General features: G+C 45.5%; 15 protein-coding genes and 1 riboswitch. Of the genes, 11 read left to right on the top strand and 4 right to left on the bottom strand.

The features are described from left to right. Window positions 1-139 precede the first annotated feature (139 nt). From AC6CIF_RS29300 to AC6CIF_RS29290, 3 genes are all read right to left on the bottom strand, one after another. Window positions 140-1,213 (bottom strand): ABC transporter substrate-binding protein, encoded by a 1,074-nt coding sequence (locus AC6CIF_RS29300; protein WP_498202513.1) that lies wholly within the window; start codon window positions 1,211-1,213, stop codon window positions 140-142. A 162-nt stretch (window positions 1,214-1,375) separates the two neighbouring features. Beyond that, window positions 1,376-2,206 (bottom strand): ABC transporter permease, encoded by an 831-nt coding sequence (locus tag AC6CIF_RS29295; RefSeq protein WP_498202512.1) that lies wholly within the window; start codon window positions 2,204-2,206, stop codon window positions 1,376-1,378. Further along, on the bottom strand, window positions 2,196-2,960 hold the full coding sequence (locus AC6CIF_RS29290; protein WP_498202511.1) for an ABC transporter ATP-binding protein: 765 nt from the start codon (window positions 2,958-2,960) through the stop codon (window positions 2,196-2,198). The genes AC6CIF_RS29295 and AC6CIF_RS29290 overlap by 11 nt, the downstream gene beginning before the upstream one ends. A gap of 161 nt (window positions 2,961-3,121) precedes the next feature. Beyond that, a riboswitch (TPP riboswitch) is annotated at window positions 3,122-3,224 on the bottom strand. A 218-nt stretch (window positions 3,225-3,442) separates the two neighbouring features. Between AC6CIF_RS29290 and AC6CIF_RS29285 the strand changes: the two genes are divergently transcribed. The 3 genes from AC6CIF_RS29285 to AC6CIF_RS29275 all read left to right on the top strand — a co-directional run bounded on the left by AC6CIF_RS29285 (window position 3,443) and on the right by AC6CIF_RS29275 (window position 8,431). Continuing rightward, window positions 3,443-4,318 (top strand): radical SAM/SPASM domain-containing protein, encoded by an 876-nt coding sequence (locus AC6CIF_RS29285; protein WP_253430463.1) that lies wholly within the window; start codon window positions 3,443-3,445, stop codon window positions 4,316-4,318. A 265-nt stretch (window positions 4,319-4,583) separates the two neighbouring features. Then, the gene (locus tag AC6CIF_RS29280) at window positions 4,584-7,418 is read left to right on the top strand and encodes an S-layer homology domain-containing protein (RefSeq protein ID WP_498202510.1); all 2,835 of its coding nucleotides are present in this window, start codon (window positions 4,584-4,586) and stop codon (window positions 7,416-7,418) included. Window positions 7,419-7,762: 344 nt separating this feature from the next. Further along, entirely contained in the window at window positions 7,763-8,431 is a 669-nt protein-coding gene (locus tag AC6CIF_RS29275) for a pectate lyase (RefSeq protein ID WP_036606151.1), read from the top strand. Window positions 8,432-8,607: 176 nt separating this feature from the next. Here AC6CIF_RS29275 and AC6CIF_RS29270 read toward each other — a convergent pair whose 3' ends face one another. Beyond that, window positions 8,608-9,561 (bottom strand): copper amine oxidase N-terminal domain-containing protein, encoded by a 954-nt coding sequence (locus AC6CIF_RS29270; protein ID WP_498202509.1) that lies wholly within the window; start codon window positions 9,559-9,561, stop codon window positions 8,608-8,610. Window positions 9,562-10,066: 505 nt separating this feature from the next. On the opposite strand from AC6CIF_RS29270, the gene AC6CIF_RS29265 reads away from it, so the two are divergent. From AC6CIF_RS29265 to AC6CIF_RS29230, 8 genes are all read left to right on the top strand, one after another. Then, entirely contained in the window at window positions 10,067-10,660 is a 594-nt protein-coding gene (locus tag AC6CIF_RS29265; protein WP_498202508.1) for an ECF transporter S component, read from the top strand. Continuing rightward, window positions 10,661-12,232, top strand: a complete 1,572-nt coding sequence (locus AC6CIF_RS29260) for an ABC transporter ATP-binding protein (RefSeq protein WP_498202507.1) — start codon at window positions 10,661-10,663, stop codon at window positions 12,230-12,232. Next, window positions 12,207-13,001 carry an energy-coupling factor transporter transmembrane component T family protein gene (locus AC6CIF_RS29255; protein WP_498202506.1) on the top strand — a complete coding sequence of 265 codons (795 nt, stop codon included), beginning with the start codon at window positions 12,207-12,209 and terminating at the stop codon, window positions 12,999-13,001. The genes AC6CIF_RS29260 and AC6CIF_RS29255 overlap by 26 nt, the downstream gene beginning before the upstream one ends. Window positions 13,002-13,102: 101 nt before the next feature. Continuing rightward, the gene (locus tag AC6CIF_RS29250) at window positions 13,103-15,406 is read left to right on the top strand and encodes an outer membrane protein assembly factor BamB family protein (protein ID WP_498202505.1); all 2,304 of its coding nucleotides are present in this window, start codon (window positions 13,103-13,105) and stop codon (window positions 15,404-15,406) included. Window positions 15,407-15,537: 131 nt separating this feature from the next. Beyond that, window positions 15,538-16,347 carry a methionine ABC transporter ATP-binding protein gene (locus AC6CIF_RS29245; protein ID WP_498202504.1) on the top strand — a complete coding sequence of 270 codons (810 nt, stop codon included), beginning with the start codon at window positions 15,538-15,540 and terminating at the stop codon, window positions 16,345-16,347. Beyond that, window positions 16,344-17,015 (top strand): methionine ABC transporter permease, encoded by a 672-nt coding sequence (locus AC6CIF_RS29240; protein WP_237176880.1) that lies wholly within the window; start codon window positions 16,344-16,346, stop codon window positions 17,013-17,015. The genes AC6CIF_RS29245 and AC6CIF_RS29240 overlap by 4 nt, the downstream gene beginning before the upstream one ends. 64 nt (window positions 17,016-17,079) lie before the next feature. Then, complete coding sequence (locus tag AC6CIF_RS29235) at window positions 17,080-17,919, top strand: MetQ/NlpA family ABC transporter substrate-binding protein (RefSeq protein WP_474200047.1); 840 nt, start codon at window positions 17,080-17,082, stop codon at window positions 17,917-17,919. Between the two features lie 539 nt (window positions 17,920-18,458). After that, entirely contained in the window at window positions 18,459-20,456 is a 1,998-nt protein-coding gene (locus AC6CIF_RS29230; protein WP_498202503.1) for a methyl-accepting chemotaxis protein, read from the top strand. The last annotated feature ends 49 nt before the right edge of the window (window positions 20,457-20,505 follow it).

The following is a 20,505-nucleotide window of genomic DNA, read 5'->3' as shown; positions in this document are numbered from 1 at the left end:
AAAGCGGTAGAAGCAGAAACGTAAAATATAAATCAATTTCATAACTCACTAAAAATGGATTTTTGTAAATGGATATAGACAAATTGAATCATTTTGATCTATATCTCCTCTTGTCTTCATTCACCTTTCACTCCTTTACTTACTCTCCTTGCAGATTAATAAAAGCATCCTCGGCTTTCACCGATTCAGGAATCAAATCCTGTTCAACGAGCCATGCACGTACATTCTCCCACGATTCCATTTCCTGCCGACCAAACGGTTGACCATCTTCATTCATGAGTGGCAGTAGAATAGCCAGGCTTTTGGTTTCGATCTCCGGGTCAAGCGGAGATGTTTCATTCTCATGAGCGAGCAGAATACTCAAGGCTTCTTCTGGATGCTCAGTCACATATTTTTGTCCTTCCTGGATCGCTTTGACGAACCGGGTAAGTTGGTCTTTTTTCGCTTCAATGCCAGCTTCACTCGCAGTCATGACCAATTCATAATAATCAGGCACGCCATAATCGACGGGGTTAATCGATTTCATGGCATGTCCTTCTTTCTCCAAAATCAATTGTTCATGGTTAATAAAACCACCCATAATCGCATCCGCCTGTCCGGAAGCCAGCGAAGGAATCAGATCGAACCCAACGTCAACCAGATTCATGTTGTCGGGATTGCCACCATCGTGGCTGATCATCGTACGAACCATCGCTTCATACAGCGGAATCGAGGAATAACCGACAGTTTTTCCTTCAAGATCTTTGGGTAAGCTCACGTTGCCATTTGCTTCGGTCAACAGATGCACAAGCGGGTGGCGAACAACAGCAGCAATGGAACGTACAGGAATGTTCTCGCCACGCGCGAGCAAAATTTGGGGCTGGTAGCTTAGGGCCAGATCAATTTTACCGGCAGCAACAAGTTTGAGTGAATCATTGGTATCCGCAGGCATTTGAATTTCGACATCCAGACCCTGGTCTGCGAAGTACCCTTTTTCCTGAGCCACATAGATGAAGGAGTGTACTGCGTTCGGGTACCAGTCGAGCATGATGGACAGTTTATCTTTGGCGTCTGATGCTGGTTCGGTTGCAGGCTTGTCTGTTTGTTGTGCATGGGTTGCAGAGTCTGTTGTTGGCGTGTTTTTGCTGGTATTCGTGGTGCTGCATCCGCTAATGATCAGGAAAAGGCTAATGAGCATGATGGGAAGCAGGGAGTATATACCTTTGTTATTCATAAATGAAGTTCCTCATTTCATCGTTTTGATTTGTAGAAAATGGACAGCAGCATGTTAACGATAATGTGACAGTGAACTGATTGAAGATGCTGCTGAATTTGTGCACAAGGTATGTTTTGAAGATTGTAACTCTTGTATTTACATCAAATTTCTATCTAAGTATTATCCAACTTTTCTGTTGCCTCCATGACGATGACGCCGTATGCTAAACCGTTTCTCCAGCCAGGCAATCAGTGCAAACAAAACGATTCCAAGCAGGGATAACAGCAAAATGGCGGCAAACATCGCATCCGTGTTCATGTTGCTGGACATACGGCGGCTGAAGTATCCGAGACCTTTGCTGCCACCAAGCCATTCGCCAATCGTCGCCCCAACCACACAGTACACCACAGACATCTTTAGCCCCGAGAAAAAAGAGGGAAGTGCCAGTGGAACCTGGAGTTTGCGAAAAATATCCCACTTGCTGGCGCCCATGGTGAGCAGCAGTTCACGCTGTTCCGGATCGCCTTGGCGGAGTCCATCGTAGGTACTGACCACAATGGGGAAGAATGAGATTAAGAATACCACCGCGACTTTGCTCCACAACGTGTAACCAAACCACAAGATAAATACGGGAGACAAGGCAATCAGCGGTATGGTTTGACTGATCACGATGAAGGGATACAAGGCCTTTTCAATCGATCGGTTCATATGCATGCCTGTTGCCAGCGTAATTCCAGTCACTATGGACAAGACAAAACCAACAACAATCTCCATAAAGGTAGCAGGCAGATGGATGGTCAACAGCAGACGGCGATGCTCAACCAGTGAGCTTACGATGGCCGTGGGTGCAGGAATGATAAAGGAGGGCACCCATCCCATACGCACAATCACTTCCCAGATCGCCAGTAATAAGAACATGAGCATAATGAACAGACCATATTGGGAAAACGACCTAGAGAGCCACTTTGAACACCACGTCCAAACGCTAACCTCAGCTCTATCATTTTGCATGTAATTGTTCCTCCAGTTGTTGCCTCATCTGCACGAGAGCCGGTTCGTAGATCATGTCCGAATGCCTTGGGCGTGGTAAAGGAACCGTCACCTCACGCAACTTCTGACCTTGCCCCCCTGGAGTTAACAGAATGATACGGTCACTTAACAGCAGGGCTTCTTCAATGTCATGTGTAATGAACAACACGGTTTGGCCAAAGTCCTCCCACAGCTCCAGCAACCAGCGATGCATTTCTCGTTTGGTTAAGGCATCGAGTGCACCGAAGGGTTCATCCAGCAACATGAGCTGCCCGCCTGTAAGCAAGGTACGAAGCAATGCCACTCGCTGCCGCATGCCGCCGGATAACTCATCTGGATAGGCCTGCTCATAACCTGACAGGCCGAACCTTGCCAACCCAGCTAGGATGTTTGCCCGTAACTTGTCCCAGTCCTGTCGGCCTGGTGCAAGCTCGGCATGCAGCATGCAGTTCTCCATGACGGTTCGCCAGGATAACAGCAGATCTTTCTGCGGCATATAAGCGACTCGTCCGAGCCTTTGTCCTTGCGGTACATCAGCTATATCGATGGTGCCAACGGTTGGCTCATGCAAGCCTGCGAGCAGCTTGAAGAGCGTGCTTTTACCTGATCCGCTGGAGCCGATGAGCGAGACAAATTCTCCTTGTTGAACCTGAAGCGAGACATTGGAGAGCACGGGGGAATCCTTTTTTTCGGGAAAAGCAAAGCTTATGTTGTGAATGGTTACATGGTTATCCATCTGATCCTCACCCCCTTGATGTCAGACTGCTGGAATAACAACGGCATCTTGTACTCTGCCAAAAGAAACAAAAAAGACCCACTCATTTCCGGAGAAATGAGTGGGTCTGTAAGTTAGATCCGCAGTTTATCTTCACATATACATGATAAAATTCCGCTTACTAAAAGGCCGCTCCACTTCCCTCCGCTGGTATGATCCAGATCAGGTTCAAAGGGTCCGAATAGTCATATTCGTCTCAGCCGCAAGGCTCCCCTAGTGCAAAAGTTCAAGATATGCAGTTGTGTGTTCAGCATATATCACTTGAACATGAACTGTAAAGAGGCAGCATGATGGAATTCTTGAGATGAACTTGGAGTCAGACCCGAACAACCGAACAATTTACCTCAGCTCATGAACCCGATATAATAGGGATGGCCCGTATAGGCCGGATCACAAAATGCAGGTGGGATTGTTCGCCCTCCTAGGCAGAATGGGGACTCAAGTTGAAAACGTTCAAAAAAGTATATATTGAGATCACGAGTATCTGCAATCTGGCTTGCAGCTTCTGTCCACAGACGCAGCGTGCCAAAGGATTCATTGACCCTGAAGTCTTCAACAATATACTGGAACAAGTTAAACCACACACCAATCATATTTATCTACATGTTAAAGGCGAACCCTTGTTGCATCCCAAAATAGATCTGTTGCTTGATTCTGCACATGAGAAGGGACTCAAGGTGAACATTACAACGAATGGTACACTCTTGCCCAAGACTCAGCATAAATTGCTTGGCAAACCGGCGCTGCGGCAGATGAATTTCTCCCTGCACAGCTTCGATGGGCATGAAGGTTCAACAGACCGTGACGGTTACCTGCGTCATATTTTGTCCTTTGTACACGAGGCCGTTAAGCACAATGTCATCATCTCATTCCGGCTGTGGAATCTGACACAGGATAACTTCACAAATGCTCAGATGAATCGAAATCGGGAGACCCTTGAAGTATTGGAACGTGAGTTCAATCTGGACTTCCGTATTGAGGAAAAAGTAGTTCCAGGCAGTGGGGTCAAAATTGCCCCAAATGTATACCTGAATCAGGACCATGAGTTCCAGTGGCCAAGTCTGGATGCACCTGAAGATGACGGCAAAGGTTTTTGCCATGCATTACGTAGTCAGGCAGCTGTGCTTGTGGATGGAACGGTGGTTCCATGCTGTCTCGATGGCGAGGGTGTGATTAACCTGGGTAATGTGCACGAGAAGTCATTCTCGGAGATTATTGAGGGTGAGCGAGCGAACAATCTGGTATATGGCTTCTCCAAACGCGAAGCTGTAGAAGAGTTGTGTCGAAAGTGCGGTTATCGTCAGAGATTTGGAGCCTAGAATATATAAATTTACTTAAAAACGAACCTACCGAAAATATTTGTTTCGGTAGGTTCGTTTTGTCTTTATTGCGAAATTATTTAGATAATAAGAATTGAAATCAATTCAGGATAACAACTTTTTTGTAAAATCATAGTCTATTAATCTTGTTTTTATAAATTTACATGGTATTATTATCCTTTTGATTAGGATGTGTATTAGTTCTAAAGATTCATATATTAGTGAAATTACCTACCAGAAGCCTACTGAGGAGTGTGTTTTAGTTTTGAATTCAAAATGGAAAAAGTTTAATCACAAACTATCGTTAATGCTTTCTACGTCGCTGATTGTGTCTATGTTATCTATTAATTTATCTGTATCGGCAGAAGTGGCTACATCTAAAACTTCTTTTACTGATATTGATAATTCGTATGCCAAAACGGAAATAACCAAATTAGTAGAACAAGGAATACTCACAGGATTTACTGATGGGACATTTAAACCTTCCGATTCGGTAACACGAGCTCAATTAGCAAAAATTATGGTCGGTGCGCTTAATTTAAAGCCTGATAATGTCGAAGCAAGTCAATTCAGAGATGTAAAGGAAGATCAATGGTATGCCGGATATGTAGGTGCACTTGTCAAATCTGGAATTGCTCAAGGTACCTCCAAAGATAGCTTCTCGCCTAATAAAAATGTGACAAGAGAAGAGTTGGCTGTATTTTTTGTTAGAGCCTTTGGTTGGGATAATCAAGATCTAACGAGTCAAACATCCAAACCACAACTCTCAGATTTGGGTCAAGTATCCAACTGGGCGAAAGATTCTGTAACACTAGCCTATCAATCTGGTTTTATCAAAGGATTAGTCCAAAAAGATGGAACAGTAAAATTTAATCCATCAGGCATAGCAGATCGACAGGCGCTAGCTAGACTTGCATATGAGTTTGTGATAAATAAGTCTACATATGATAGTTACATGGCTCCTACCAAGACAGAGATTGAAACTGAAGATTCAAATGAAGTAAAACCTGAAACAACAAAACCTTCTGAAGGTAACAGTAAGGGAAATAGCGGTAGCAGCTCCGGAGATAATGGGAACGGTGGTAACAATGGTGGAAATAGTGGAGGCGGGGAACAAGTCCCTAGTAATAATCTCTCTGCTCCAGGTACATATACTCTTGGTAATGTAACTGGAAATGTAACCATCAGTTCTCAAGGTGTCGTTCTAAAAAACACCAAAATAAATGGTAAGCTGAAGATACTTGAGTCCGTAGGAAATGGTGACGTGACTCTTGATAATGTTAATGTCACGGGAACTACTGAGATTCAAGGCGGAGGACCAAATAGTATTCATGCAGTGGACTCGGTTCTTGCAACAGTGATTGTTGACAAAGCGGACGGCAGTATTCGTTTGGTCCTTGAAGGTGGAAGTGATGTTCAGCAGATTGAGATTAGATCTGGTGCAATCGTACAGAATGGCTCCACAGGTGAAGTCGGACCGATTGAAATAGCAGAGTCGATTCCCCATAATTCTTCGGTAGTGCTCAGTGGAAGCTTCGACTCTGTAATGGTTCATGCAGAGCAAGTTTCAGTGGAATTTGGAGATAACTCCACCATTGGTAATCTCGAAGTGTTCCAAGATGCATTGAACACCGTGTTTAAAATTAACCATGGTGCTGTAGTGAATCGCGCTATATTAAATGCAATTGTACAATTTTCTGGAGCTGGAACGTTATCCTCGGCTCTGGTCAATGCAGAAGGCATCGATTTCAGTCAACTTAGTCAACTCCCAACTATTGAGGCAGATCCTACAGTCACTAGTGTAGTTTACGCTCCTCAAGTAACAGAGTTGTCGGCAATTGATTCGACCCGTCAGATCGTATTCACGGGAATCGCTTCCCCAGCGAAGAAAGATATCACTTCCTTTGCAAAATGGGATGTTGAGAATAGCGCTATTGCCATTGTTGACTCAGGAAAGATTCAAGCTAAAAGCAACGGTACGACAGTGGTAAAAGCCAAATACGGAAACTTCGAAATCAATGTTCCAGTAACCGTTGCAGTCTATAACGAAGGAACAGTCTATCCGACACTCAAAGGGATTCAAGTTACAAATGGAAGTGCAAAGTTGAATTTTTCTGAGGGTTTGGATGTTTCTGAACTGACTGCAAATGATTTCATAGTTCGTGCCTATTTTGATGGGGCAGAACAACAATTGAATAACTTGCAGTACCGCAATGGCGAATTTACTTTTGATGCTATTGATAGCTATGGAGCTACACTGTACATCACTGTGGAGTCAGATGTTAATAAAACACATTTTGCAGGAAGCCAAAGTGGTGCAATCAAACTTACAGGATTCGGTGGCCACATCAAGGATGTAGCTGGAGCACCGGTTGCAGGCTTAAGTATTTCGTTTAGAAAAGGTTTGGATAACAAAACAGGTGAAATCGTTGGATCTGTAACAACGGATACTTATGGAGATTATTATATTAATCTTATCCCAGGCATCTACACGGGTGAACTTGGAGGTGGAGATACAAAATATATTACAACTTATCTCATTGGTGTCTCAGCAGTAAATGTGGAAAATAAACGTGAGAATCAAACTGCTATAGAAATACCTACACAAGATGAAACTCGCTTCGTACTAACTTGGGGTAAAGACCCAGTGGATCTGGATTCACACCTCGTAGGACCTGCAGGTGATGAGGGAATGTTCCATACGTTCTACTCTGATAAACAATATTATAATAATGGCGAACTTATGGTCGATTTGGACTTGGATGATGTAACTTCTTATGGACCTGAAACGACAACCATTCGTCACTTACTTCCTGGAACGTATACATTCTATGTTCATCATTTTTCTGGATCAAGCACAATTAAGAAATCTGGTGCAAAAATTGATGTTTTCCATGGTGCTGTAGCTACTCCAAGTGCAACGTATACTGTAGCAGATACCAGTGGTAATGAAATATACTGGGTCGTTCTCAGAATGATCGTTTCTGAAGAGGGCGTGGTTACTTATGAAACAGTAAATGAATTTACCAATGTTGACCCACTGACTTTACTTCAACCATCGGATGAAATTAACGAAGATGAATTGGAACCTCTAGAATAAATAGAGGATTTAGATTCGTTTTAAATGTATCATGTAGAAACCCTGTCTTAAAAAGACTAAGGGTTTCTTTTTTTTTTCGTGTCTAAATCTTTTGGTGGCTTAAATAGAGCATATTCGAAGTTGATATCGGTACATAACAAGTAGATACGATACCGCTAAGCATGTTGAAACATCAGGCCCTATGCTGGAAAATACAAACGTGATCTAATGATTATTCTAGTTGCCTTTCTTATTTGGTAGGATTAGGTTGTGGGTCGGACAGAGGTGCACCTCTGACGATCTCCCAGGACAAGCTCAGGCTTGTACAATACCAAATAACGAGAGAATAAGGGAGGAATAAAGTTATGAAAAAAATGTTGACGTTGTTACTGTCCGCTGGTTTGGTTGCTTCTATATTTGGTGCAGTTCCGGCTGCGGCTGCGCCTACGGTTGTAAATTCAACTATTGTTGTTCCAAAGGGCACGACCTATGATGGTCAAGGCAAAACATTTGTAGCTAATCCTTCCACACTGGGCGACGGATCTCAAGCAGAAAATCAGAAGCCAGTCTTCCGTCTGGAGGCAGGGGCCACGCTCAAAAACGTAAACATTGGATCACCAGCTGCTGATGGTGTTCACTGTTATGGCAACTGTAATATATCGAATGTGGTCTGGCAGGACGTGGGCGAGGATGCACTGACATTGAAGTCTGCCGGAACGGTTAACATTACCGGTGGAGCAGCGTATAAGGCTTATGATAAAGTGTTCCAGATGAATGCAGCTGGGACAATTAACATCAAAAATTTCCGTGCAGATGATATTGGCAAACTGGTTCGCCAAAATGGTGGAACTTCCTTCGCAGTTAACATGACGCTGGATAACTCCAACATTTCCAATGTGAAAGATTCGATTATGCGTACAGACAGCAGTACATCACAAGGCAAAATTACGAATACCCGTTATTCCAAAGTGCCAACCCTATTCAAGGGATTTGCTTCAGGTAAGACCAGTCAATCCGGCAATACGCAATATTAAACAGGAGATTGAATCGCTGGAGTTGGTAAAATTTTAAGCTCCACTTGTGATTTGAAGTTAAAATATAACGCCAAAAAGAGCGTCCCAAGGTCATTGCCACAATGACTTTGAGGGCGCTCTTTGTAATGCAGATGTGATAATTTCTGCTGAGCAATGTCTTATAGAGGATGCTCAGACTATTTCTCTCCCGGAACTTCAACGATGACTTTGCCTTTCTCGGGGACAACAGAACCGGTATCGATAGAGCCCAATTTGTTCATGATCTCGTAAGAGGTTTCTTCAAGCATGCGAGAGTACTTGAATGATACGAGTGTTTGACCTGTTACGGAAGGACGAGTCCCTGCTTCAGCAACGGCTTTGTTTTTAATAAAGAACAGGTCACCGATGGTTCCGGCATTTTTGCTGATGTTAGCCTGCCATTGTAGCAGTGCACTTCCATTTTTAAGGATATAATAACTGATCAGATCGTTATCCTCAACAACGAAGAAACGATCTTTTTTACCTTGCTCAAAGATGTATTCAATGGATGAATCCACCGGACCCAAAGGATTGCGAATGTCCAGACGTGCTTGTCCCAGTTCAGAGAAGCGTGGCAGATGCAGTGCGGCTTCACGCGCCACAGTCAGATCGGAACTGTTATATTCTTTTACAATCGTAGCGTCGGTAGTGTAAATGTAGGCTTCCTTGGCCTTCTGGTTCCACTGCACCTTGGCACCAAAAGCTTCACCGATGGCACGGAGCGGAAGCATCGCTTTACCATTCACCAGAATCGGCGCTGAGGATAATGTCGCATTCTGACCGTTTTTCTTCATTGTTTTGCTGTTAGGTGTAAGGACATACTTATCGCTACCTGTGCTAATGCTGATCTCTTTTGTTTTGTTATTGTAACCAAACGTATAGTTGCCGAGGAATTGAAGCTCCGTCAATGCCACGTACGTAATACCCTGCCGTATGACAACATCATATTGAGCTTGAACATTGTTAATATAAGCTGTCGGTTTAGGTTTAGTTGCTGCGGCTTCCGCCACAGTGGATGAGAGTAAGGCAGGTGCCGTGCCTGCGGTGAGTATCGAAGCGGCAAGGACCATTTTCCATGTTTTAAGCTGCCAAACAGAATTGTAATCTTTCATCACTATCAATCTCCCTTCTAATGTTTAAGACGCACTACATGACCTAAATGTTTCATATTATGGAAAGTGAACCATCAGATTCTTTCCCCTGTTACCCCAAATGAAGCATGATGATTTTTCTAGGGATTGCCACAAATACCCATCTGATGTACATTAGAAGCAATGAAATAAGTGAACCGGGAGCTCAATGAAGTTGGGCTGAGAGAGTGGCCTTGTGCCGCTGACCGTACATCTGATCTGGGTAATGCCAGCGTAGAGAACATGGATTTGCGATATGTAAGGGTGAATTGTGGGAATGAACGTGGATGAACAACAGACCTCTTTGAACTTTGGTGGTGTATATGCCATGACGGAGGGGTGCTGGTTGATATTCCGTATTTTCGACATCCATCCAATACATTATTGTGAGGATTGTCCACTGTGCGTAAGGCCTGCCCGGAACCGGGGAGGCTTTTTCGTTTATTTTTACAACCCCCACAGGGAACAGAGGAAGGACGTAGAGAACATGGCAACAACAGCAGGCAACAAGCGATTGAAACTAACGGATATTCTGGTAACCATCGTGATCGCAGTAGTGTTTGGGGTGATTTACAAGATATGGGGACCTACATATGACTTGATGAAACCATTTGGTGTTCATGCGGAGCAGATGATCTACGGCATGTGGTTTATGGCGGGCACGTTTGCTTTTGTTATCATTCGTAAACTAGGCGTGGCTATTCTTGCCGAAGTTGCGGCATCAACGGTAAGTGCTTTTCTGGGTAGTGAATGGGGCATGTCCACACTTGTATACGGTCTGTTGCAAGGATTGGGAGCCGAGATATTCTTCGCCGCATTTTTGTATCGTAAAACCAATCTGTTTGTCACCTGTCTTGCAGCCATAGGAGCCGCAGCGGCTTCGCTTTTGCTGGATTATCAGTACGGGTATATTGATTCACTCTCGGCCTGGAATTATACGTTATTTATCGGATTCCGCTTCATTGGAAGCATCTTGATTGCAGGAGTGTTCGCTTATTATCTCGCCAAAGCATTGGAACTGACCGGTGTAACACGCTCACTCAGGCCGGTATCCAAACAGGATTATGAGGCGCTGGATTAGATGAGCAGAGAGGGGAATTCGCAAGCGGTAAGTGTGACAAATCTAAGATGCAAGTTCCCGGGAGAGAAAGCCTTGGTATTTCAAGGCTTGTCTCTTTCTGTGCGTCAAGGAGAGAAAGTGCTGTTGCTTGGCCCAAGTGGGTCCGGTAAATCGACGTTATTGCAAATTCTGAGCGGTCTGATACCACGTTCGGTTGAGATTCCGATGAAATGTGATGATATTCAAGTTCCCGCCAAAGCAGGAGTGGTCTTTCAAGATCCGGATACCCAGTTCTGTATGTCCTTTACGGATGAAGAGATCGCATTTGTTCTGGAAAACCGAAATATTCCGCGTGAAGAGATGCCTGCTCTGATTGAATATTATCTGAAACAAGTGGGGTTATCCTTTGAACAGAATCGTGTATTGATCCAGTCCATGTCTCAGGGGATGAAGCAGCGTCTTGCGATTGCTTCGATGCTTGCCATGGACCCGGAGGTATTGTTTTTGGATGAACCCACTGCACTGCTGGATGATGAGGGGACTTCCCAGGTGTGGGATACCGTCAAACGGATCGCCAGTGACAAAACGATCATCATCGTTGAACACAAAATAAACAAGATTGTGGATATGGTCGACCGCATCATTGTGTTATCGCCTGAAGGAAAGATTGTGGCGGATGGGCCAGCACAGCAGGTATTTACGCATGAACGGGGCAAGCTGAAGGCTTATGGAATCTGGTATCCGGGTGTGTGGGATGAGCACGAGCAGGCAGCTAAGGAAGAAGAGGGAAGTGCTTCTGGAGAGCTTCAAGTGTGTGTGGACCACGGCATCTCAAGTTTGGAAGCACAGCAATCGTCTGGCTTATCCGATACACCGGGTATATCCCCTATATCTCACGTCTCATCCTTATCACCTGTATCACCCGCCTATCAGCCTGCACTGGACTTGCAGCAGTTCACCGGATGGCGTGGGAAAACATCTTTCATTCAGGTGGAACAGGCCAAAGTATGGCATGGGGATTGGATTGGTATTGTAGGATCCAATGGAGCTGGCAAGAGTTCATTGTTGTTATCTCTGATGAATATCCTGAAAACAACAGGTCATTATGAGGTGGACGGTCAGCCTTCTGGCAAAACAGAGCAGCTTGCAGATCGAATTGCGTTTGTATTTCAGAACCCGGAGTTTCAATTTGTGACCAACACGGTCGCGGAAGAAGTGGAATTCTCATTGCTGGGGGGCAGGCTTACAACGGAAGAAAGACTTGTTAGGACTGATCATATGCTGAATCAATTTGAATTAATCGACCTGTCCGAGCGTCATCCCTACCAATTATCGATGGGGCAGAAACGACGCTTGAGTGTTGCCTCTGCACTGGTGAGAGAGCAGCGAATATTGCTGTTGGATGAACCTACTTTTGGACAGGATGCACGCAATACGTTTGCCATGTTAGCACAGCTGGAGCAATTGCGGAGAGAGGGAACAGCTATTGTCATGGTTACCCATGATCGTGAAATTGTAAAAAGATATTGCACCCGAATCTGGACGGTAGATGAGGGGAGGTTATCTGATGCAACTGTCGTTTCCTCACCGTGAAACCTGGCTTCATAACGTCAATCCGGGATTAAAGATGATCATTCTGACGATGATGTTTGTCATCGTTATCCTCATTCACAATCTGAATGTAATGGCCAACGTTGCGTTGGCGATGATGCTGTTACTGTGCTGGACAGGTCATCCGTGGTACAGATTGATGCTGTACGCATCACCATTCATTCTGGTGTTTATCTCCACGTCTACAGGCATGATCATGTTTGGTAAGGGCGAGACCACATGGTATAAGTGGGGACTGATCCACATAACCGAAGAGAGTTTCTATCGCGGTCTGCACTTGGGTTTTCGCTCGCTGACTATGGCCGCGGCTGGGTTACTTTTTGGTCTTACGACAAAACCAGTACGGCTGTTTTATTCCCTGATGCAGCAGTGGCGGCTTCCCGCAAAATATGCCTATAGCTTTCTGGCCGCGATGCGCATGATCCCCATTTTGCTGGATGAATTCCAGACGCTCCGTTATGCGATTCGTATTCGTGGAACACAGCAACGCGGCTCTCGCTGGAATGTGTATCGTACACTCAAGCGTTACGCTATTCCGCTGCTGGCACAGAGCATTCGCCGTGCACAGCGAATGGCGGTAGCGATGGAAGCGAAAGGGTTCACAGATGGCGCGAGCCGAACGTATTACATTCAGATTGGCTATTCGCGAGCTGATCTGTGGTTTGTATTTTATTATATCCTCACCTTAACAGCGGCTTATTACATCGGGGTTACCTTTCCTTATCATGTTACGATGGTGGATGTAAGGTAATATGGAGAGGTAGATAGAAATATATTGAGGTAAACGGTAACTTTTTCCTTATAGCTGCGTCTCTATTGGAAATAACTTCTAATGGATGGGGATGAACTAGAGTGAAGACGGGTCCTGACTGGCAGAGAACGGGGTACAAATGGATTACCATGACTGGATTATCAGCTGCGCTGTTGACGGGATGGATGCTGCTGGATTCCAAAATGGTCGTGCTTGGAGGACAAGCTTCAGTTACAACGCCACAAGCCTTGGGGGCAAGTTCTCAAGTCTTATCAACACAGTTGGCCTACAAACAAGGAGAACCCGTTACACTCATGAATGACATTCCTCTGTTCAAAAACAGAAGAGACGGCAGTGTGGCTGCTGACCAGCTGGGGATTGAATACTATACAACCAAAAACGAAAAGTATACGTTGGCCTCGGTTCGAGGCGAGTGGGTGCAGCTTAAGTCAACCGATCATGGTAACTTTTGGCTGCCAAGTTGGTATGCCCTGAAGGAGAGCAGAAGCATGACGGAAACAGCTCCCCAAAGCTTCACGCTCCAATCAGGCAGCAAGCTGTATCTGGCACCAGATAGTTCTACAACCTGGTCTAGTGAGAAAGCGCTAACAGATAAGGCTGTTATTGTTGCAAAGTGGAAAGGCTGGTATGGGGTATCCATTGCCCCACGAGTCTGGAATAAAGAATCTTTCACCTATCGGCCAGGACTCTTCTGGATCAAGGCACAGGCTATAGAACAGCGGATGAATGTGGCGGATGGTTGGTTCCAACAGGATGCATCGCTGCCAACTTCGGTTATACGCCATCTGACAGATATTAAGCTGAACAAGGCAACCACCTCCAAACAAGTGGCTGGGTGGTTAGGCGAACCGGATTGGAAAGAGAGTTCAAGCAATCTAAATTTCACGGGTTATTCAATGAGTATTGGACAGACCTGGAGATATGAGCGGGAAGATGCGCAATTTCTGGTCACATTCAACAAGAATGGCAGACTGGTCAGAACACGCTGGAATTTAGCACAGGATAATCGAAATGCTGTCGTTTCCGATTGGAACATCAGTCGAGCGGATGAATATGGGTTCACAACAAAAATCTATGGCACAACACTGCCAACGACACTCCCTTGGAAACCGGTATGGACCAACCAGGGGGATATTAACTACACTTTTTTAAAAGCAGCCACGGATGATGTACTCCTGATGAAAGGGGATGACGGTGGATTTAGCGGGGATTACTACGAAGGTTCCATATATGCCCTTGACCGACATTCCGGCCAGCAATTATGGGGCATTAACGGGGGCTTTGGAAGACAGCAGGCAGAGGTGGATGCAGAGCGCCAATACGTTACAATCTACACCGATTATGACCCTGACAAGAAAAAATACGTGGATCGTATTCGTCATCTGAACTTGAAGAACGGAAAGGTCATGTGGACGTACACTCCTAAGCAAAATTTTAGACTAAATGGCATCACCGGTGCGAAGAACGTTGTGGTTGTGGATAACCCGGTTGTTGAGAGCTCAAGCAACAGTTGGTTAACGGTTCTGGACAGTGCAAACGGAAAAACATTGTGGACGCGAAAACTGGCTACGGGTTATGAAATATTGAACAAGAGTGCAGATGACCCTTATGTGTTGTATTGGGAAAAGAATAAGCTGGTTGCAGTCGATCCGCAATCGGGCCGAACCGTATGGAGCTTAAAGGGCAAACGATCCACCATAGAACAATTTTGGAATGATCCATATACTGGTGGAATTGAACGTCTTGATCCCTTTGCAACCACGAATGCTGAAAGATGGCTATCACTAGATAATCAGTGGCTTCTGCTTGATCTGAACACGGGGAAAAAGCTTGCCCAATTCCCTGCTCGGGTAGGACAGAGATTTGAGGAGCTGAATGATGGCATGCTGTTGATCCGTGAGAACAAGAGTGGCAATCATTACGGAGAATATGAAGATTTTACAACCACCCTGTATGATGCCAAGACAGGCAAAACACGCTGGACGCTCAAGGGCAAGATTGAACGAGGACTGGTGGAAGAGGATCAGTTGTATGTGATTAAGAATGGCTACCCGGCGGCTGTGGATTATAAAACGGGGGAGACGCGTTGGAATGCCAAAGATACGATTGCAACACTAAGGCATCCGACGAATCAGGGAAGTTATCTGGTCATTGATGATCAGTTGCTGCTGCCCATGGACGAGGACTGGTTGGTATTGAATAAAAATAATGGAGCATTGTTAGGTCGTGTACATGACGTTGTGATGGGAAACCCGGAGCATCGCGACCGGGATGCGAAGAATGGAATGATTAACCGGATCGGCAATGAAGTGTACGTGGGTTCGTCCAACGGACGTTTTCGTGCATATGAAGCCAGCCGCCTTCAGGAGGCAATCTCACCTTAAAAGCTTGTCTCGTAAGGGATGTTGATTTATTATAAATGAACAGGCTTGCTCGCGCTCCGGTTATCGGCTGTGCGGGCTTTCTTCATGTGTTCTTGAAGAACCATGCATGATCATTCACGGGAGGACTCTCCATGATCTCATTATATGGTGTAAGCAAACGTTATAACGAGCGCGGTTCCCGTGCAGATCAGGGATTCGAAGCATTAAGCTCGGTGTCCCTCGAAGTGGGACAAGGAGAAATACATGGCATCATCGGATCGAGTGGTGCAGGCAAATCCACGCTTCTGCGGATGCTCAACGGATTGGAAAAGCCGAATGATGGTGAGGTTGTTGTGAATGGGCAGCACTTGACCCAGATGAATGAACAGAGTCTGCGTCAGGCACGAAGATCCATTGGCATGATCTTTCAACACTTCAATCTTGTCAGTAACCGAACGGTAAGTGGCAATGTCTGCATGCCATTGGAGCTTGCGGGTATGCCCCGTGCGCAGCGAGTTGAACGTGGACTTGAGGTACTGCGGTTTGTTGGACTGGAAGACAAGGCGGGTCAATATCCTGCTCAGCTTAGCGGAGGACAGAAGCAGCGTGTGGCGATTGCACGAGCGCTGGCCAGTCGTCCGGATGTGCTGCTCTGTGATGAACCGACCTCTTCGCTTGATCCACAGACCACGAACGGTATCCTGGATGTGCTGCGTCATATCAATGAAACGCTGGGCGTGACCATTGTTGTAGTGACGCATGAGATGGAAGTGGCTCGCAGACTATGTCACAGGATATCCGTCATGAAGGATGGGCGGCTCGTTCGTACGTTGTCTAAAGCGGAAGTGAGCAGTATCCCTGCTCCGCAGCCTGATCTGCTGACCTCCTTGCTTGCGGGTGACGAATACGGGATGACAGGTTCGTCTTTGTTCCGTCAGGCAGAACAAGAGGACAAGTCATGAGGTTACCTGAGTCTGTGCTGAAGTATCAACATGAGATATGGCAGGCGATCGGAGAGACTTTTGTCATGGTGGGCATCTCCATTGCGGCAGCTGTTCTGATCGGGTTACCTCTGGGTACACTGCTGTACTTATTCCGGAGAGGACAACGGTATCAGAATCAAACGCTGTCCTTTGTACTCGGCAGTATCGTTAACATCGTTCGTTCGTTTCCGTTCTTACTGCTAGTTGTATTCATGATTCCATTCACACGGATTGTTGTGGGAACGTCCATAGGTACGCTGGCGGCAACTGTGCCACTCTCGGTTATTGCGATTGCCTACTACGCCAGACTGGTGGAACAAGCGTTGCTGGATGTACCGAGGGGAGTGGTTGAAGCTGCTGCTTCCATGGGGGCATCCACGATGCAACTTGTGGTGAAATTCTTGTACGTGGAGGCACGATCTGGCCTTGTACTGGGACTCACGACAGCTACGATTAGCTTCATCTCCTACTCGACGGTGATGGGCATTGTAGGTGGCGGCGGGGTTGGCGATTTTGCCATTCGCTACGGTTATCAGCGCTTCGAAACGGAGATTATGGTATTTACGATCATCATTATGATTATCCTGGTACAGATGATCCAATTCACAGGTAGCAGACTGTCCCACTGGCTGGATCGCAGATCCTGAACGGTTGGACCGTGCATTATTAAGAATAACCAATACAGATTATACGATGAGGGGTAGACATGAAATGAAAGTGAAAATGATGCTTATGTTGCTTGCAGTAATGCTGGTTGTAGCTGCTTGTGGCAAAAAAGAAGAAACACCTGCGGCTGAAGGAACAAAAGAAGATACACAAGCTGCACAAGAAGTTACGCTAAAAGTAGCCACGTTGATTCCGCCGATGACAGACGTACTGGATATTGTTAAACCGCTTTTGAAGGAAGATGGCGTCAATCTGGAAGTTGTTGTGTTGTCAGATAACGTTCAGCCAAATACGGCACTCGCGAATAAGGAAGTGGATGCAAACTTCTTCCAACACGTGCCTTACATGACCCAGTATAATGAAGCGAACAATGCCAATCTGGTGGCTGTACAGCCTATCTATAATGCCATCTATGGCGGATACTCCAAAAAGTACAAAACGATTGAGGAATTGCCAGAAGGTGCAACGATTGCAATTGCGAACGATCCTTCCAACATTGGTCGCTCTCTTGTGATGCTGGAGCAGAACGGATTGATTAAGCTGAAAGAGGGCGTAGGTTTTAACGCCACACAGGCAGACATCACCGAGAATACAAAGAACTTCAAGTTTGAGGAAGTGGACTTGTTGATGCTGGCTCGCATGATGGATGATGCTGATCTGGTAGCCATGACTCCGGCATATGCCAGTCCGCTCGGTCTTACACCGAAAAAGGATGCATTGTTAACCGAGAAGGATGATTCCCATTTTGCAATCACCATGGTTGCTCGTGAGGATAATAAGGACTCCGAAGCGATCCAGAAGCTGGCTAAACGCATGGCAGGTCCAGAGGTCAAAGCTTTCTTCGAAGAGAAGTATGCAGATATTGCGATCCCGGCATTTGAATAAAGAATATGTAGTCCTATGTGAACAGCTTTTGAGATCTGAGCGATAACGCTTGGATCTTTTTTTATGGAATTCGGCAGGTTATTGTAACAAGTATTTAAAAATTTAACAATTTGGTCATATCGCTGGGTTACTTTATTTAATAGTTTTTTCGTATAATTTATTTGAAAGTAGTTCTTTAGGATTATAAATTAAGAGATTTAAGTAATATTTTTAGTGCGAAAATTGTCTTTTGCGAGAGGCAGGACCTAATTTTTAATATCTTGAGGAAGGAGGCCTTTGTACTCTAAGAGAGCTAGACCAAGAGCTATATAAGCTGTACTAATCATTTACACGAAAACGGAGAGGACAGAAAAAACTGAAAAAGCGAAGCGGTCGCCTTTATCACCGAATTTCCCCTAAAAAAGGGGAATTAAAAAAAATCTGGGGATAACAGCGATTGGAAGGTTGTTCTGTTATCGGAGTGGCAAGTGTAAATATCTCTAGTTCAACTTATAAGTAGATCAAGTAAAACTAAATTAATCTGGAAGAGGTAGAGAAATTTGTCCCCCAAAAATAGCAAATCGAATTGGTTCAACAAGATCCTTAATAACTTTAAGACGAAACTGGTGGTGTCCTTTATTGCTTTTTTGGCCATTCCATCGTTCAGTATTGGAGTCTTGTCTTATAACAGTGCGAAGAATGAAGTTGAGAAGCAAATTCTACATAGTGCAATGGAGAACGTGAACCTTGCCAGTGCGACCATCGATCTTTCGATTAATGCCAAGCGCGACCACATTGAATATTATGCGAATACACTCGCAGAGGAATTACGTCAAGAAGATGCAGAGGTTCGGGTTGTGAACGAATTGAAGGGGTACGCTGCACAGAACAAAGACATCATCACCATAGGAGTGGGAACAGAAGCCGGTGTTTACCTGATGTCCTCCGATGCGGAAATGCCTGAAGATTACGATCCGCGAACAAGACCATGGTACACAGAAGCGATGAGTACTCCAGAGCAGGTCATTGTTACAGACCCTTATATTTCTGCCGAGACAAACGAAATCACCATCACCATCGCCAAGGCATTGAATGACCAATCTGGTGTAGTCCAGCTGGATCTGAATCTGTCGAATATCAGTACCTTGGTTAGTGGAATTAACGTGGGAGAACAGGGATATCTGATTCTATTGGATGCCAGCGAAAAGTATATCTACCATCCCACGGTAGAACCCGGAACAGATGCAACAGAGGATTTTTGGAAACCGGTGTATGCGAATGAATCGGGCAACTTCAACTATACCGTTGATCAAACGGATAAAGTGATGTATTACGCAACGAATGCATCCACGGGATGGAAGGTCGCTGGCACCATGTTCTCTTCTGAGGTAGACGATGCGGCAGCACCAATTCTAAAACGAATGATTATTGTTATTGTCTCCTGCCTCGTTGTTGGTATTGTGATTATCTGGCTTGTGATGCGATCCATCATTAGACCCATTCGTCAGTTGAAGGATCAGGCGATCCAGGTGAGTGAAGGGGATCTAACCCAAACGATTACTAGCACAAGCCATGATGAGATTGGTGAACTGAGTGATGCCTTTGGCAAAATGCAGCACAATCTGCGTGTGCTGATTCAAAATGTGGAAAACAGTACAAGCCAGGTTGTCATCTCGTCGGATGAGATGACTCAGAGTGCGGAATCAACCAGTGCGGCCAGTGAGCAGGTCGCGCGAGCCATTCAGGAAATTGCGAGTGGTGCGGAGAAACAGACCGAAGGTATTGACCACAACCATCAGGCCATGAATGAAATAACAATTGGGATAACACGAATCGCCGAACGTTCCATACAAGTTGCTGATTTGGCGAAACATACAACGGTACAAGCGGAAGAAGGCGGCAACACCGTCAAGCAGACGGTGAGTCAGATGCACTCGATTCAAGAGACGGTAGAACAGACAAACCAATTGATTCAGGCGTTATATGAACGATCACACCAAATTTCAGCCATCACGGAGTTAATCGGAAATATAGCCAAGCAGACCAATCTGCTCGCGCTGAATGCATCCATTGAAGCAGCTCGTGCAGGTACGCATGGCAATGGATTCGCCGTTGTAGCAGCAGAGGTACGCAAGTTGGCAGAGCAATCAGGGCAATCCGTCAATGAAATTACCGTGCTAACCACAGCGGTACAGGAAGATATGGCTGCTTCCGTTCGCATGATGGAGAAAGTGACCACAGAGGTTGGAGAGGGTATGGAAATCTCAACAGAGGCCATTCGGAAGTTTGAACGCATTCTGGATAGCATGCGGGAAACGACACCTCAGATTGAAGAGATTGCTGCCACGTCGCAAGAGATCACAGCAGGTGTACAGGAAGTATCTGCTGTGTCCAATGAACTGGCAGGTATTGCTTCAGGCAACGCCGCGGCCTCCGAAGAAGTGGCTGCTTCCTCAGAGGAGCAATTGGCAGCGATGGAGCAGATTTCTTCCTCGGCTCGGGGCTTGTCTACAATGGCTGAAGAGCTACAGCGCCTGATTAGACAGTTTAAGTATTAAAAAGGGAGCGTAGAAGAGGGTATCACACAGGGACAGCATCACATCATGT

It is taken from the genome of Paenibacillus sp. GQ49 (assembly GCF_059759055.1).
This window is presented reverse-complemented; position numbering and strand designations above follow the sequence as displayed.